The sequence below is a fragment of the Streptomyces sp. SM11 genome (assembly GCF_002910905.1).
Classification (GTDB): Bacteria; Actinomycetota; Actinomycetes; order Streptomycetales; family Streptomycetaceae; genus Streptomyces.
In genome coordinates this window covers 1-14,315 of the sequence record NZ_NEUE01000182.1, presented here as the reverse complement: position 1 = coordinate 14,315, position 14,315 = coordinate 1, and the positions used below count along the sequence as shown (strand labels likewise).

General features: G+C 70.8%; 16 protein-coding genes. 10 read left to right on the top strand and 6 right to left on the bottom strand.

Going from position 1 to position 14,315, the window contains the following annotated elements; all coding sequences use genetic code 11:
• The first annotated feature begins 73 nt into the window (after window positions 1-73).
• From B9S58_RS16530 to B9S58_RS16505, 7 genes are all read left to right on the top strand, one after another.
• Window positions 74-1,288 carry a helix-turn-helix domain-containing protein gene (locus tag B9S58_RS16530; RefSeq protein ID WP_103532869.1) on the top strand — a complete coding sequence of 405 codons (1,215 nt, stop codon included), beginning with the start codon at window positions 74-76 and terminating at the stop codon, window positions 1,286-1,288.
• A 201-nt stretch (window positions 1,289-1,489) separates the two neighbouring features.
• Window positions 1,490-1,753, top strand: coding sequence for a hypothetical protein (locus tag B9S58_RS16525; protein WP_103532868.1), 264 nt, complete (start codon window positions 1,490-1,492; stop codon window positions 1,751-1,753).
• A 106-nt stretch (window positions 1,754-1,859) separates the two neighbouring features.
• Window positions 1,860-2,333, top strand: coding sequence for an SCP2 sterol-binding domain-containing protein (locus tag B9S58_RS16520; RefSeq protein ID WP_103532867.1), 474 nt, complete (start codon window positions 1,860-1,862; stop codon window positions 2,331-2,333).
• 4 nt (window positions 2,334-2,337) lie between these two features.
• Complete coding sequence (locus B9S58_RS16515; protein WP_103532866.1) at window positions 2,338-3,552, top strand: acyl-CoA dehydrogenase family protein; 1,215 nt, start codon at window positions 2,338-2,340, stop codon at window positions 3,550-3,552.
• 395 nt (window positions 3,553-3,947) lie between these two features.
• Window positions 3,948-4,124 carry a hypothetical protein gene (locus B9S58_RS38015; RefSeq protein WP_181009338.1) on the top strand — a complete coding sequence of 59 codons (177 nt, stop codon included), beginning with the start codon at window positions 3,948-3,950 and terminating at the stop codon, window positions 4,122-4,124.
• Between the two features lie 131 nt (window positions 4,125-4,255).
• Window positions 4,256-5,110, top strand: a complete 855-nt coding sequence (locus B9S58_RS16510) for a hypothetical protein (protein WP_103532865.1) — start codon at window positions 4,256-4,258, stop codon at window positions 5,108-5,110.
• 146 nt (window positions 5,111-5,256) lie between these two features.
• Window positions 5,257-7,350, top strand: coding sequence for an MDR family MFS transporter (locus B9S58_RS16505; RefSeq protein WP_103532864.1), 2,094 nt, complete (start codon window positions 5,257-5,259; stop codon window positions 7,348-7,350).
• 79 nt (window positions 7,351-7,429) lie between these two features.
• On the opposite strand, the gene B9S58_RS16500 is transcribed toward B9S58_RS16505, so the two are convergent.
• Together B9S58_RS16500 and B9S58_RS16495 are read right to left on the bottom strand one after the other, a co-directional pair.
• Window positions 7,430-7,864 carry a YchJ family protein gene (locus tag B9S58_RS16500; RefSeq protein ID WP_103532863.1) on the bottom strand — a complete coding sequence of 145 codons (435 nt, stop codon included), beginning with the start codon at window positions 7,862-7,864 and terminating at the stop codon, window positions 7,430-7,432.
• 28 nt (window positions 7,865-7,892) lie between these two features.
• On the bottom strand, window positions 7,893-8,858 hold the full coding sequence (locus B9S58_RS16495) for a GlxA family transcriptional regulator (RefSeq protein WP_103532862.1): 966 nt from the start codon (window positions 8,856-8,858) through the stop codon (window positions 7,893-7,895).
• Between the two features lie 53 nt (window positions 8,859-8,911).
• On the opposite strand from B9S58_RS16495, the gene B9S58_RS16490 reads away from it, so the two are divergent.
• Entirely contained in the window at window positions 8,912-9,364 is a 453-nt protein-coding gene (locus B9S58_RS16490; RefSeq protein WP_103532861.1) for a cupin domain-containing protein, read from the top strand.
• 56 nt (window positions 9,365-9,420) lie between these two features.
• Here B9S58_RS16490 and B9S58_RS16485 read toward each other — a convergent pair whose 3' ends face one another.
• The 3 genes from B9S58_RS16485 to B9S58_RS16475 form a co-directional block, all read right to left on the bottom strand.
• The gene (locus B9S58_RS16485; RefSeq protein WP_103532860.1) at window positions 9,421-10,230 is read right to left on the bottom strand and encodes an SAM-dependent methyltransferase; all 810 of its coding nucleotides are present in this window, start codon (window positions 10,228-10,230) and stop codon (window positions 9,421-9,423) included.
• 127 nt (window positions 10,231-10,357) lie between these two features.
• Window positions 10,358-10,594: a DUF397 domain-containing protein gene (locus tag B9S58_RS16480; RefSeq protein ID WP_103532859.1), complete on the bottom strand. Its 237-nt coding sequence runs from the start codon at window positions 10,592-10,594 to the stop codon at window positions 10,358-10,360.
• Window positions 10,594-11,454: a helix-turn-helix transcriptional regulator gene (locus B9S58_RS16475; protein ID WP_103532858.1), complete on the bottom strand. Its 861-nt coding sequence runs from the start codon at window positions 11,452-11,454 to the stop codon at window positions 10,594-10,596. Before B9S58_RS16475 ends, B9S58_RS16480 begins: the two co-directional genes overlap by 1 nt.
• 207 nt (window positions 11,455-11,661) lie before the next feature.
• Here B9S58_RS16475 and B9S58_RS16470 point away from each other — a divergent pair, with 207 nt between their 5' ends.
• Together B9S58_RS16470 and B9S58_RS16465 are read left to right on the top strand one after the other, a co-directional pair.
• Window positions 11,662-12,138: an ATP-binding protein gene (locus tag B9S58_RS16470; protein WP_103532857.1), complete on the top strand. Its 477-nt coding sequence runs from the start codon at window positions 11,662-11,664 to the stop codon at window positions 12,136-12,138.
• Window positions 12,132-12,569, top strand: a complete 438-nt coding sequence (locus B9S58_RS16465) for a hypothetical protein (protein ID WP_103532856.1) — start codon at window positions 12,132-12,134, stop codon at window positions 12,567-12,569. Before B9S58_RS16470 ends, B9S58_RS16465 begins: the two co-directional genes overlap by 7 nt.
• A 250-nt stretch (window positions 12,570-12,819) precedes the next feature.
• Here the strand turns inward: B9S58_RS16465 and B9S58_RS16460 are convergent, their stop codons facing one another.
• Window positions 12,820-14,166, bottom strand: coding sequence for a 6-phospho-beta-glucosidase (locus tag B9S58_RS16460; protein WP_103532855.1), 1,347 nt, complete (start codon window positions 14,164-14,166; stop codon window positions 12,820-12,822).
• Between the last annotated feature and the right edge of the window lie 149 nt (window positions 14,167-14,315).

Here is a 14,315-nt window from a genome sequence, read left to right as displayed (position 1 = left end):
CTGCCGGTTCGTGGGAGCGCTTTCCCCCACCGCCTCACCCCACCACCGGGCGCCGAGAGCAAGGGGACATGTCATGGCACATCTCATACAGCCGATGGATACCGAAGACCCGCTGGGGCCACTCCCCCAGGAATTCGCGGCGATCATGCGGCCCGAACTGCCGAGCCTCATCAAGGAAATCGGCGTCGAGGTCACCCGGGCCTATCCGGCATACGCCCGACTGCTCGACGGCCCGAACGGGCAGGCCATCCGGGTGGGCGTGGAGCAGAGCCTCGCCTCCTTCGTCGATCTGGTGGCCGAGCCCTCCTCCCCCACCACGCTCCGGGACGACATGTGCCGGCGGTTCGGACGGTTCGAGGCGTACGAGGGCCGGAGCATGGACACCCTCCAGGGGGCCTACCGGCTGGGCGCACGGGTGGCGCTGCGGCGGGCGAAGAAGGTCGGGCAGAGCTATCACCTGTCCCCCACGTTGATGCTGAGCTTCGCCGACGCGCTCTTCACGTACGTCGGCGAACTGGAATCGCTTTCCCGGGAAGGCTTCCTGGAAGTGCAGTCCCAGTCGGGCGAGCACAGCGAGGCGCTGCGCCGCCGTCTGCTCCACCTCATCCTCGCCGGGCGCCCGGCACCGGGCAGCGCCATCGCCGATCTGTGCGAGCAGGCCGGATGGTCGCTGCCGGAGGAGGTCACCCTGATCGCCGTCCGCGCCCCGGCGGAGCTGGACCGGCTCGGCGCGGACCGTGACCTCCTCGTCGATCTCAGCGCCCCGCAGCCGCACCTGCTGATCCCGGGAGCACTGGACGACGCGCGAAGATCCATGCTCGAACAGGCCCTGCCGGCCGGCCGTGCGGCGATCGGGCTGACCGTCCCCACGGCGCTGGCCTGCGAGTCGATCCGCTGGGCCCGCCGAGTACTGGAGCTCGTCGACTCCGGCGTGATCGACGACGCTCCGCTGATCCGTTGCGAGGACCACCTCACCACCCTGTGGCTGCTGTCCGACCCCGCCCTGCTGGACCAGCTCGCCCAGCGGGAGCTGGCCGCTGTCGCGGGGATCAGCGCGACCCGCCGTGACCGGCTGGTCGAGACGCTGCGGATCTGGCTCGACACCCGGGGCACCGCGGCGCAGATGGGGGCGCTGCTGGATGTCCATCCGCAGACCGTGCGCTACCGCATGCGGAGCCTGGAGACCATCTTCGGCGACCAACTCGTCGATCCCGAGCACCGTTTCGCCACCGAGGCGGTGCTGCGCGCGCTGCGCCTGCGCTCGCGTTCCACCGGCGCATCCCCCTGATCCGGATCACGTTCGGCGCGGCGGGTCAACTTACCGGCGCGTAAGGCGAAATAGACGGTCAGTCCCAAACGGTTGCGACACGGAGACGTATCCGACGAGAGATCCGGAACCGCCTCCCGTACACAGGAAGGAGCCTGCCGCTCATCAGGCGACAGGCCCCGTGCACCGCCTCCTGGCCAACCATCCGAGAGGGAACGCCCCATGACCGCCTCGCACCTCCTCGTCCCCGTGCCGATCCCGGACCGGGTCGCCGCGCTGATCGGTTCGTGCACTCCGCCGCACATCCTCCGGGCGGAGTTCGACGCCGGCTGCGCGGCCCGCGAGATCCGCAGGTTCCGCGGCCCCCTGCTCGGCATCGAGGACCAGGCCGACCGCGAGCAGGCACTGTCCGACCTGGCCCGCGCCAACAAGGTGCTGGCCGCGCATCATCCGTGGCTGACGGTGCTGCCCGGCTCACCCTTCTGAACCGCTCCTCCGCTTCGAGCCCGTCAGCGACGGACCGGTCTTGCGACGCGCCGCCGCTCCCCTTACCTTACTCCAAAGTAAGTTTACTTCGGAGTAAGGACTTGGCGTGGACGGAACCAGCAGCAGCAACCTCACCGACGACCTGACCGGACTCGACTTCGCGGCGGTCGCACCCGACGAGTTCGCACGGATCGTCAAGGGCCTGTCCGCCAAGCAGCTCGCCGAGATCATGCGGGGCGAGCTGCGCACCCGGATACTCGGCGAGGTCTTCGGCCGGATGAAGCAGCAGTTCCGGCCCGACGCGGCAGCCGGTCTCACCGCACTGGTCCGCTGGAGGATCACCGGGGAGAGCGACGTGGTCTACGAGACCGCGATCGCCGACGGCGCCTGCGAGATCACCCCCGGCCGCTCCGATGCCGAACCCCGCACCACGCTGGTGATGACCGACGCCGAGTTCCTCAAGCTCGTCTCCGGCAACGGCAATCCGGTCACCATGTTCATGACGCGCAAGCTCAAGGTCGCCGGTGACGTCGGCCTCGCCTCCGGACTGACCCGCTACTTCGACATCCCGAAGTCGTGAGGGCATGAGCTTCTTCTCCCTGGCCCTGACCGAGGAACAGCAGGACCTGCGCAACTGGGTGCACGGCTTCGCCGCCCAGGTGGTCCGCCCGGCCGCCGCCGAGTGGGACGCCCGGGAGGAGACCCCCTGGCCCGTGATCCAGGAGGCCGCGCGGATCGGTCTGTACGGATTCGAATCCCTCGCCGACCTGTACGGGGACCCCACCGGACTGTCCCTCCAGATCGCCAACGAGGAATTGTTCTGGGGCGACGCCGGCATCGGCATGGCCCTGTTCGGCACCTCGCTCGCGGTCGCCGGAATCTTCGCCTCCGGCACCCCGGACCAGCTGGCCGAGTGGGTACCGCAGTGCTACGGCGACGAGGACGACCCGAAGGTCGCCGCCTTCTGCGTCTCCGAACCGGGGGCCGGATCCGATGTCTCCGCGATGACGACGAGGGCCCGCCACGTCGAGGCGGACGACACCTGGGTGATCTCCGGCCAGAAGGCGTGGATCACCAACGGCGGCATCGCCGAGGTGCATGTCGTCGTCGCCTCCGTCGACCCGTCTCTCGGCTCCCGCGGGCAGGCCGCGTTCATCGTGCCGCCCGGCACGAAGGGGCTGACGGCGGGCCGCACGGTGAAGAAGCTGGGGCTGCGCGCCTCGCACACCGCGGACCTCTTCCTCGACGAGGTCACCGTTCCGGGGCACTGTCTGCTCGGCGGGAAGGAGAAGCTGGACGCCCGCCTCGCCAGGGCACGTGAGGGCGGCACCGCCAAGGGCCAGGCGGCGATGGCGACTTTCGAGGTCAGCCGCCCGACCGTCGCCGCGCAAGCACTCGGCATCGCGCGGGCCGCCTACGAGTACGCCCTGGAATACGCCGGTGAGCGCGAGGCGTTCGGCAGACCGATCATCGAGAACCAGTCGATCGCCTTCGCCCTCGCCGACATCCGTACGGAGATCGAAGCCGTACGTCTGCTGACCTGGCAGGCCGCCTGGATGGCCCGCAACGACCGCGCCTTCGACGCGGGCCAGGGTTCGATGTCGAAGCTGCGGGCAGGTGAACTCGCGGTCGCGGCAACGGAGAAGGCGGTCCAGATCCTCGGCGGCGCGGGCTACAGCCGGGAACATCCGGTGGAGCGGATGTATCGCGACGCCAAGATCTACACCATCTTCGAGGGGACCAGCGAGATCCAGCGGCTGGTGATCGCGCGGGCGGTCTCGGGGCGGCACATCCGCTGAGGAGGAGAGCGTCGACGACGATGGATCCGGCGTTTCCCCCGGTCGGTGACGTCCGGCACATGTGATCCTCGTCGCGGCGAACGCGTACGAGAACGCGGAACGGAACCGTGGAGATCGCCGTCCGGCCGGAACGGCCGGACGGCGTCACCGAGCGCGTCGGGAAGGGGGCGCAAAAGTCTCTCGGCACCCACCACACGCCGCCGACGTGCGGCAACGGAGTCCGGATCGCCCGGTCGTGACGATCCGTGGCGATGGGTGGCGACACTGTGGAGAGGTTCGCGGCGCGGGAGGACGGCGTACCGGTGCCGCTTCGAGGCCGGGAGCCAACGGTGCGCGTGATGGACCCACACGGCTGACCGGTGCCCGGGCCGCTTCCGTAGCACTAGCCTCTTCACATGACCTCCACTTCGACCGAGCCGATGCCTGCCCGCCCGATGGTTGTGCTGAACGCGCAGATCCGCGCTCTGGTCGCCGGCGGCGGGGTGGCGTCGCCGGAGGGCCGCCGGGAGTACGAGCGGCTTCTCGTCGAGTGGGTCTCGGCCGTACGGGGCGGACCCGCGGAAGCCGTCTGACCCTACGACGGCGGGTTCCGGCCGGGAGCGGTGAGGGACCCGGAGCAACAAGGACCATCCCCTCCGGGGAACCCGGCCGGGATGTCGGCGATAGTGATCGTCCGTCCGCGTCCTCACCCCGGGAGAACCTCATGACCGCCGCGTCACCCGCCGGCGCTCGCCGCCCGTCCCTCCTGCTCGTCACCGATCTCGCGTACGAGGCCCGTGGCCGCCGCTACTGCGACGAGGACATCTACCTCGGCTCCCGGCTCCGCGAGGCGTTCGACGTCGCGCTGTGCCATCCCCGGGACGCGGCCGCGCTGCTGGAGGGCTTCGACACCGTACTGATCCGCAACAGCGGACCCGTGCTGCACTGCCGGGAGGCGTACGACGCGTTCCGCGCGCGGGCGCGGGAGCTGCGGACGCCGGTCTACAACCCGCTGGGCGGGCGCGGTGACATGGCGGGCAAGGAGTATCTCGTCGAGATGAGCCGGGCCGGCCTCCCGGTCATCCCCACGGTGGACCGGGCGGCGGAGCTGCCGGAGCTGCCCGACGTCCCGCAGTACGTGGTGAAGCCGAAGCTGGGGGCGGACTCGGTCGGGCTGCGGTTCGTCACGGCGGCGGAGGCCGGGGCCGAGCTGGAGCGGGCGGCCGAGGGCTCCCTCCTCGTACAGCCGCGGATCGACTTCCGCCACGAGGTGTCCTTCTACTTCGTCGACCACGACTTCCAGTACGCGCTGTACGCCCCGGACCCGGAGCGGCGCTGGGTGCTGGAGCCGTACCCGGCGAGCGCCCGGGACCTGGAGTTCGCCCGGCGCTTCATCGCCTGGAACGCCCTCACGCACGGGATCCAGCGGGTCGACGCCTGCCGGGCGCCGGACGGCGAGCTGCTGCTCGTGGAGCTGGAGGACCTCAATCCGTATCTGTCGCTCGACCGGGTCGGCGAGGACGTACGGGAGGCGTTCGTGGCCCGGCTGAAGACGTCGATCGCCTCGCTGCCGCGCTAGTACTGCAACCGTGCTTGCAGTACTAGGGCCTTTCGTCCGGATCGTGCCGGGGCTCGCGTGCCCCGGCACGATCCGGACGAAAGGCCCTGACCCCGTCCGGCCCGCCCCCGCATGCGGGGGCGTGGGGCCGGTGTGAGGGTGCAGAGGTGACCACTGCCAGCGAGCAAGCCCCCGCCGCGCAGAGTGCCGCCGCGCCGCCGCCCGTCCTCGACCGGCGGCGGCGCAACATCGTGTTCGCGACGATCGTGCTCGGCATGCTCCTCGCGGCACTGGACCAGACGATCGTGGGCACGGCCCTGCCGACGATCGTCTCGGACCTGGGCGGCGCCGCGCACATGTCGTGGGTGGTCACCGCGTATCTGCTGGCCGAGACGGTGGCCACCGTCCTGGTCGGCAAATTCGGCGACCTGTTCGGGCGGAAGCTGGTCTTCCAGATCTCGGCGATCATCTTCATCACGGGATCGTTCCTGTGCGGCCTCGCGTCGGACATGCTGCTGCTGATCATCTGGCGCGGTATGCAGGGCATCGGCGCCGGCGGCCTCATGGTCACGTCGATGGCGCTGATCGCGGATGTGATCCCGCTGCGCGAACGGGGCAAGTACCAGGGCGCGATCGGGGCGGTCTTCGGCATCTCGACCGTGATCGGGCCGCTGATCGGCGGGCTGTTCACCGACCATCTGACCTGGCGCTGGGCGTTCTACGTCAATGTGCCGATCGCCATCGTGGTGGTGATCGCCGCCGCCCGGAACATTCCGTCGGTGAAGGCCGCGGGCCGGCCGGTCATCGACTACGCCGGAATCGCGCTGGTCACCGTCGGGGCGAGCGCGTTGATCCTGGCGACGAGCTGGGGCGGGAACGAATACGCCTGGGGCTCACCCGTGATCATCGGGCTGTTCGTCGCCGGACTGATCGCCCTGACACTGTTCTGCCTGGTGGAGACGCGGGCGAAGGAACCGATGCTGCCGATGCGGCTGTTCCGTAACCCGGTGTTCGCCGTCTGCTCGATCCTCAGCTTCATCGTGGGTTTCGCGATGCTCGGCTCGATGATCTTCCTGCCGACCTATCTGCAGTACGTGGACGGGGACTCGGCGATGCTCTCGGGGGTACGGACTCTGCCGCTGGTCGCCGGTCTGCTGGCCGCCTCGATCTTCAGCGGCAACGTGGTGAGCAAGACGGGCCGCTACCGGGTGTTCCCAATCGTGGGGACGCTGATCATGGCGGTGGGGCTGTTCCTCCTGTCCCGGATGGGGCCGGGGACCGGCGTCTGGCTGGAGTCCCTGTACATGGTGGTGCTGGGGCTCGGTATCGGCCTGGCCATGCAGGTGCTGACGATCGCCGTGCAGAACACCGTCGATTACGAGGACCTGGGCACGGCCACCTCGGGCGTGACGTTCTTCCGGACGCTGGGCAGCGCCTTCGGCACGGCGGTGTTCGGCACGATCTATGCCAACGCGCTCAAGCCGAACCTCACCGACGGCATCGCGCGAGCGGTCGCAGCCGGCGGCGATCCCGCGGTCCTGGCCGGCGCCTCGCAGAGCCCGCAGGCGCTGCACGCGCTGCCCACCGCCCAGTCGGAACCGCTGGCGCTGGCCTACGCGGACACGCTGCACACCGTGTTCCTGTGGACGGTGCCCATCGCGCTGATCGGCTTCGTCGTGGCGCTGTTCCTGAAGGAGGTGAAGCTGCGGGACTCGGCACGGCTCGGGTCGACGGACATGGGCGAGGGCTTCGCCCAGCCGGGCAGCGGGGACTCGGAGAAGCTCCTCGAATTCTCGGTGGCCACGATCCTGCACGGCGCGGGTCCGGACACCGCCCGGCGCATCGTCGCGGGTTCGGACACCCGTCTCGACATGGCGGGCGCCTGGGCGGTGATGCAGGTGGACCTGTTCACCCGGATGGTCGGCCATGCGGGCCTCGGCCTGATCGCCGCCCGGCACCGCATCCCGCCGGAAGTGCTGGTGCCCGTCTTCGACCGGATGATCGAGGAGGGCTATCTGACGGGCGACGGGCGGCTCTTCTCGCACACGGCGGCGGGCCGCCGCGAGGCGGCGGTGATCTCCGGCGCCTGGGGACGCTGGCTCAACGACCGCCTGGCCGAGGACGGCGCCCGCCCTGACGACCATCAGCTCCGGGCCACCGTGGACGTGATCGCCAAGCGGCTGCTGGCGGAGGACCTGGCGCAGGAGCTGTCGCCCGCGGCCGGACCCGGCGGCTCGACGCGGCTGGGGGCTCCGGTCTGAGGCAGCGGCTCGGCCCTGCTCCCGGTCCCTGGCCCCGGCCGCTCCCGTACGGGCGGGTCAGCACTCCCGGAAACGCCGGTCAGTCGACGAAGACGGCCGTCGTGTAGACCCAGGCGCCCTCGTGGCGGGCGAATCGGCTCTTCTCGTGGAGCGAGTCGGGGCGTCCGTCGTCGGTGTAGTGGGCGCGGAAGGTGACCGTTCCGGCGGAGTGGAAGGCGCTGCCCTCGGTGGTGTCCAGGATCTCCAGGCGTACCCACCGCATCGACGGGTCGAAGTCGACGCCGGGCGGCCGGGTCTCGGGGTGCCAGGTGCGCAGCAGGTACGCCGCGTCCCGGACGACGAACGCCGCGTACCGGGAGCGCATCAGGGCCTCGCAGGTCGGCGCGGCGGCGCTGCCGGAGTGGAAGCGGCCGCAGCACTCCCCGTAGGTGGTGGGCAGGCCGCAGGGGCACGGGGAGGCGGAGGTGATCCGCGGGGCGGCGGGTCCCCGGGGCCGGGAGGTGCGTCGTGACATGGGTCCATTGTGACGCGCGGCGGCGGACTCAGCGGGCCGGGGCGAAGCGGCGGCGGTACTCGGTGGGCGTCAGCCCGGTACGGCGGCGGAGCTGGGTACGCAGGCTGGTCGCCGTGCCGAGTCCGCTGGCGCGGGCGATCACGTCGAGGCGTTCCTCGCCGCGCTCCATGAGGCGGCGGGCGAGGGTGACGCGCTGCTCGGTGAGCCAGGCCAGCGGGGTGGTGCCGAGCTGGGCGCGGAAGCGGCGGTGGAGGGTGGCGGGGCTGACGGCGGCGCGGGCGGCGAGCGCCGCCACGTCCAGGCCGTCGGCCAGGTGCTCGGTGGCCCACTCCAGGAGCGGCCCGAGCGAGGCGTCGGCGGCCTGGGGAACGGAATGCTCGACGAACTGGCGCTGGCCGCCGTCCCGGTGGGCGGGATGGACGAGCCGTCTGCTGACGGCCGCAGCGGTCTCGGCCCCGTGGTCGGTGCGGACGATATGGAGACCGGCGTCCAGGGCGGCGGCGCTCCCGGCCGCCGTGATCACCTGCCCGTCGTCGACGAAGAGGACGTCCGGGTCGAGATCGACCCGCGGATACCGGGCGGTGAAGGCGTCCGCCCAGCGCCAGTGCGTGGTGGCCCGCCGGCCGTCCAGCACTCCGGCGGCCGCGAGGGTGAAGGCTCCGGTGCAGAAGCTGACGAGGCGCGCGCCGCGGTCGTCGGCGCGTCTGATCGCGGCCAGGACGTCCGGGTCGGGCTCCTCCAGCGGGTCGGGCCGGTTGGGCACGATGACGGTGTCCGCCAGGTCCACGGCCGTCAGCCCGGGGACGCCGGACAGCTGGAAGAAGCCGGAGTGCATGCGGACCGTGGGAGTGGGCGAGCAGAGGGTGAAGTCGTACCAGCCGACGGGCAGCTCAGGACGGCGCAGGCCGAAGAGCTCGGTCGCCACACCCATCTCGAACGGGTTGGAACCGGCCGAGACGATCATCACCACCCGGTGCGAGGATTCTTTCGCCATATGCGATTCGTAGCACTCACGGACGGCGGGGTCCAGCGCGCAGGATGGAGCCCATGAGCAAAGAGAACGCGACGCAGCCCGCCACCGAGCCGATGGTGCTGAGCACCGCCCTTGCCTCCTTCGAGGCGCTGTGGAGTCCGCGCATCGTGACCCGGGTCAACGACTACGACGTACGCGTGGCCAAGGTGTCCGGCGAGCACGTGTGGCATGTGCACGAGGACACGGACGAGTTCTTCCTGGTGCTGGACGGAACGCTGGACATCGCTCTGCGCGACGGCGACGGCGACGGACAGGCCGGTGGGAGCGGCGGGGACGGCGAGCGGTCCGTGACCCTGGAGCAGGGCGCGGTCTTCGTCGTCCCGCGCGGTGTCTGGCACCTGCCCCGTTCCGGTCGCGGTGCCTCGATCCTGCTCTTCGAACCGTCGGGTACGTCGACGGTGGGCGATGCGCACGACGCGGTGCCCGGACATGTGGACGTCACGACGGGACACGCTCTCGGCGCCTGAGCACGGAGCTCCACCGCCCCGGCCCGCCCGCTGCGTGCACGGGGGCGGGGCGGAGGTCAGGGCTTGCGGGCGACGCCCGCGTATCCGGGGATCGGCTCGTCGCCCGGGACGTCGATGACCTCGCCGAGCTCCGGATGCCACGCGGCGGAGAGCGTGACGCCCGGCTCGACCAGTTCGAGGCCGTCGAAGAACGCGGTCAGTTCGGCGTGGCTGCGGGGCCGCAGTGTCATGCCGCGCGCCTTGTACATGGCCCGTGCCTGCGCGGCGCCCTCCGGGTTGAAGTCGCCGGTGGTGTGCGAGAGCACCAGATAGCTGCCGGAGGGGAGCTGCTCGACCAGCTTGTCGACCAGTTCGCCCGCGCCGTCCTCGTCATCGATGAAGTGCAGCAGGGCCAGCAGTGACAGGGCGATCGGCCGGTCGAAGTCCAGGACCTTGCCGGCCTCCGCCAGGATGGTCTCGGGCTTGCGGGCGTCGGCCTGGATGTACTCGGTGGCGCCCTCGGGCGTGGAGCGGAGCAGGGCCGCCGCGTGGGCGAGCACGATCGGGTCGTTGTCGCAGTAGACGATGCGCGCCCCGGGGGCGACCTGCTGGGCGATCTGGTGGAGGTTCGGCTCGGTGGGTATGCCGGTGCCGATGTCCAGGAACTGGCGCACACCGCTCTCGGCGAGCCAGCGGGTGGCCCGGTGCATGAACGCCCGGTTGACCCGTGCCATGTCACGGCCCCGTGCGTCCAGCGCGAGCAGCTGACGCGCCATCTGTTCGTCGACCGGGTAGTTGTCCTTGCCCCCGAGGAACCAGTCGTACATCCGGGCCGGATGCGGCTTGCTGGTGTCGATCTCGATGGAGTGGGGTTCTTGCCCGGTCATGGCGCGCTCCGTGGTCAGGGGGCCGTACGTCGACGATGGGAATCAAACGAAGGGGTGTGCGGGAACGTGCCCAAGTGGCGTGCCGGGCCCGGCCCTTCGGTGCGCGGACAGAATATGGGGTGTGGCCTCAGGTGAGAAGGAAGTCGGCCTGGCCGGCCTTGGCGCCCTGGATGAACGCGGCGATCTCGCCGTGGGAGTAGATGAGAGCGGGGCCGTCCGGGTCGGCGGACTGGCGTACGGCGACCCGCCCGTCGGCGAGCTTCATGGCCTCGATGCAGTTGCCGCCGTTTCCGCCGCTCCACGGCTTATACCAGCCTTCGGAGCCGAGGTCACCGGCAGGCATGCCGTTGTATATGTGGTTCATCACAGCTCCTTGCGGAAGTCCCGGAGGATTTCCTTCGTGCGTTGTGCAGTTGCGGCCTGAGCCGCCATGCGGTCCATGACTTCGAGGTAGGAGGCCACCTCGGGGCGGGCGTCGAAGTAGACGGCTCCGGTCAGGTACTCGCTGTAGACCATGTCGGGCAGTTCGGGGACGGCGAACCGGAAGAGGACGAACGGCCCGTAGGTGCCCGGGTGGTGGCCGGTGGCGAACTCCGCGATCTGGAGCGTCACGTGGGGAAGCTCCGTGGCTTCGAGCAGCTTGTCGATCTGCCCGCGCATCACCTGCGCGCTGCCGACGGGCCGCCGCAGAACGGTTTCGTCCATGATCGCCCACAGTCTGGGGGCGTCGTCCTTGGCCAGCAGGGACTGGCGCTCCATACGCAGCGCCACATGGCGCTCGATGTCCTCGGGGCGGGTCTGGCCGACCGCTCCGGTCCGCATCACGGAACGCGCGTAGTCCTCGGTCTGGAGCAGTCCGGGCACGAAGTGCGGCTCGTACATGCGCAGCAGGCTCGCCGCGCCCTCCAGACTGACGTACATGCTGAACCAGTCGGGCAGGACGTCGTGGAACCGCTGCCACCAGCCCGGCTTGTTCGCCTCCTCCGCCAGCTCGACGAAGGCGTCCGCCTCCTGTTCGACGACGCCGTACGCCTTCAGCAGCGACTGGACGTAGGGGATCTTCAGCCCGACCTCGGCCGTTTCCATTCTGCGTATCGTCGCCGGGGCGACCCTGAGCACCTTCGCCGCCTGGTCACGGGTCAGGCCGACGCGCTCGCGCAGATCCTGCAGGCGCTTGCCGAGAACGACCTGGCCCACGGTCGGGGCGGACCGCGGTTCGCTCACTTCAGACCTCCCCATGCGCTGTTTTGCGAGCAGTGTGTCATGCGTGAGCCCCCAACGACACAGTCACTCTGAAAATTTCAGAGTGCCCCTTGCCAAGTGTCATCGTCAGGGGGAGAGTTGGCATTCGAACCAGTTCGCTCAGTCATGCCCACTCCCGAGCACCCGGGGAACGAAGCGTGACGCAGCCCCCACTGTGAGGAATCGGTCGTGGCACCTGGCAGTGCGCTCATCCCCCGTCTCATGGACCTCAGCCCCGGGACGGAGGCGCTCCGTTACTGCTTCGCACTGCCGGCGCACCCCGAGTCGGTGGCCGGTGCGCGCGAGCTGACGCGAGCTCGGCTGGACGCCTGGAAGCTGGGCCGAGACGCCTGTGACGCGGCCGTCCTCATCGTCTCCGAGCTGGTGACCAACGCGGTCGTGCACACCGCGAGCACCCGGGTGGTGTGCGAGCTGAGCCGCCCCGGCAGACGACTGCGGATATCCGTGCAGGACCAGGGGCACCAGCCCGGCGGCCCGCGGTTGCGTCGCTCCTCCGACGACGAGCACGGCCGTGGCCTGCTCCTCGTCGACGCGATGAGCAGCGCCTGGGGATCGCACGACGCCGGGGACGCCTCCGGGCGCATCGTCTGGGCGGAGCTGCCGCACGAAGCCGGGCAGCTGTCCGGCACGGAGCGGCCATGCTGAGGAACGCGCTGTCCCGGCTGCGCGCGGCGCACCGGGCCCGGACGCCCGAACAGGCCCGCGGCGGCCGGGTGCGGCTGGCCCTGCCGGCCTCGATGTCGGCCAGCCTGGGCTGCGACGCGGTCGGGGTGCCCGCCCGGCACGGTTTCCGCCTCATGTCCCATCTGCCGCGCACCGGATGTGTCTTCGCCGACGCGGACCGCTGGTGGTGGATCGTCCCGGCCGGCTCCGACCTGGATCTCGACTGGCCCGCGCAGGTGACGTACGCGCGGGACGCCGATGTGCCCGGCGGCCGGCCCCGGTTGATCCACTCACCGGACGGCCTCACTCCGTACACCCCGCCCATCCCCCTCTTCCTGATGGTCTGTCAGGTGACCGGGGTGACGCCGAGCTGGGCCGCCGCCGGCGCGGCGAGCGTCGTGTCCGCGCCCTAGGTGTACTGATCACGGCCGCGTCCGTCCCGCCACTCATCCGGTCGGCATGCCTCCGTGGGGCTGTTGACCACGATCGGCACAGGCCCTTCACTCCCCCGGCGTCGGACCTCCACGATGCCGGAATCGGCGTGGTTCCCTGATCGGGCCTCGGTCGGTCGGACCGAGTCCGCCGATCCGGTGATCCGGTCACTGCGTCACGTGTGAGGCCGGTGACATGGACAGCACTCTCGTCGCTGTCCCGACGAGTGGCTCAGGGCCGGTCGAGATACGCGAGCCCCGGATGGACCTCGGTGTACCGGTCGACCAGCCGCCGGGCCACCGCCACGGAGTCGACCAGCGGGTGCAGTGCGAAAGCCCGGACGGCCGCCGCGCGTGAACCGCTCTCGGCCGCCTCAAGCACCGTCCGCTCGACGGCCTTCACCGCGGTGACGAGGCCGACCGCGTGGTACGGGAGGGGCGAGACGGCCACCGGGTGGGCTCCGTTGGCGTCGACGAGGCAGGGCACCTCGACGACGGCGTCCGCATCCAGGGCCGAAAGGGCCGTGCGGTTGCGGACGTTGAGGATCAGGGAGGTGCGTTCGTTGCGGGCGACGGCGCGCATCAAGGCGAGCGCGACCTGTTCGTAGCCGCCGGACTCCAGGTCGCTCTCCTCCCGCTCCCCCGCCCCGGCGACCTCGCGGCTCTCCGCCATGTACGTCGCCTCACGTTCGGCGCGGCTGCGGTCCCAGGTGGCCAGGGCGGGGGTGCCGGGCTCCCGCATGCGGGCGTAGAAGCCCTCCTGGTGATCCCGGAGGAAGGCGCCCCGGGTCTGTTCGGCCTTCTGGTAGGCGTCCACGACTTCACGGTTGAAGTAGTAGTAGTGCAGGTACTCGTTGGGGATCGCGCCCAGCGACCGGAGCAGGTCGGCACCGAAGAGGCGGCCCTGCTCGAAGGAGTCGAGCAGCTTCGGGTCCGCGAGCAGCCGGGGCAGCTCGTCCCGCCCGTCCACGTACAGCCCCCGCACCCACCCGAGGTGGTTGAGCCCGGCGTAGTCGATCCAGGCCCGGTCCGGGTCGGCGCCCAGGACGCGGGCGATGCGCCGCCCCAGCCCGACCGGCGAGTCGCAGATCCCGATGACCCGGTCGCCCAGGTGCCGGGACATGGCCTCGGTGACGAGTCCCGCCGGGTTGGTGAAGTTGATGACCCAGGCCTGCGGAGCAAGCCGGGCGATGCGCCGGGCGAGGTCGATGGCCACGGGGACGGTACGCAGCCCGTACGCGATGCCTCCGGCGCCGACGGTCTCCTGGCCGAGCACCCCTTCGTCGAGGGCCACCCGTTCGTCGGCCGCGCGTCCGGCCAGTCCGCCGACGCGGATCGCGGAGAAGACGAGGTCGGCGCCGCGCAGCGCCTCGTCGAGTTCCGTGGTGGCGACGACGGCGGGGGCGTCCGCGATGCCCCGCCCCTGTTCCGCCAGGACGCGGGCGACGGCGGTGAGCCGGTCGGCGTCGGTGTCGTACAACGTGACCCGGGAGACGCGGCCCTCGGCGTGATCGCCGAGGAGGGCCCCGTACACGAGAGGCACCCGGAATCCGCCACCGCCAAGAATTGTCAGCTTCACGCTGCTCGATGGTACGGGCAGGTCCGGGCTCCCCGTGCTGCCCTCACCGACACGTCCGGAGTCCCGGCTGCTGCCCGCGCGCGGGCACGTCCGGGCCTCCCCGCGCTGCCCGCCTCCCGCCCCGTCCGGGCGTGCCGACGCGGCGGCCC

Bases quoted from the DNA above. Each gene is read 5' to 3' on its own strand.
- B9S58_RS16500 (WP_103532863.1), bottom strand. From the start codon at position 7,864: ATGTCACGACGCACCTCCCGGCCCCGGGGACCCGCCGCCCCGCGGATC.
- B9S58_RS16465 (WP_103532856.1), top strand. From the start codon at position 12,132: ATGCTGAGGAACGCGCTGTCCCGGCTGCGCGCGGCGCACCGGGCCCGG.
- B9S58_RS16510 (WP_103532865.1), top strand. From the start codon at position 4,256: ATGACCGCCGCGTCACCCGCCGGCGCTCGCCGCCCGTCCCTCCTGCTC.
- B9S58_RS16515 (WP_103532866.1), top strand. From the start codon at position 2,338: ATGAGCTTCTTCTCCCTGGCCCTGACCGAGGAACAGCAGGACCTGCGC.
- B9S58_RS16485 (WP_103532860.1), bottom strand. From the start codon at position 10,230: ATGACCGGGCAAGAACCCCACTCCATCGAGATCGACACCAGCAAGCCG.
- B9S58_RS16495 (WP_103532862.1), bottom strand. From the start codon at position 8,858: ATGGCGAAAGAATCCTCGCACCGGGTGGTGATGATCGTCTCGGCCGGT.
- B9S58_RS38015 (WP_181009338.1), top strand. From the start codon at position 3,948: ATGACCTCCACTTCGACCGAGCCGATGCCTGCCCGCCCGATGGTTGTG.
- B9S58_RS16480 (WP_103532859.1), bottom strand. From the start codon at position 10,594: ATGAACCACATATACAACGGCATGCCTGCCGGTGACCTCGGCTCCGAA.
- B9S58_RS16490 (WP_103532861.1), top strand. From the start codon at position 8,912: ATGAGCAAAGAGAACGCGACGCAGCCCGCCACCGAGCCGATGGTGCTG.
- B9S58_RS16525 (WP_103532868.1), top strand. From the start codon at position 1,490: ATGACCGCCTCGCACCTCCTCGTCCCCGTGCCGATCCCGGACCGGGTC.
- B9S58_RS16530 (WP_103532869.1), top strand. From the start codon at position 74: ATGGCACATCTCATACAGCCGATGGATACCGAAGACCCGCTGGGGCCA.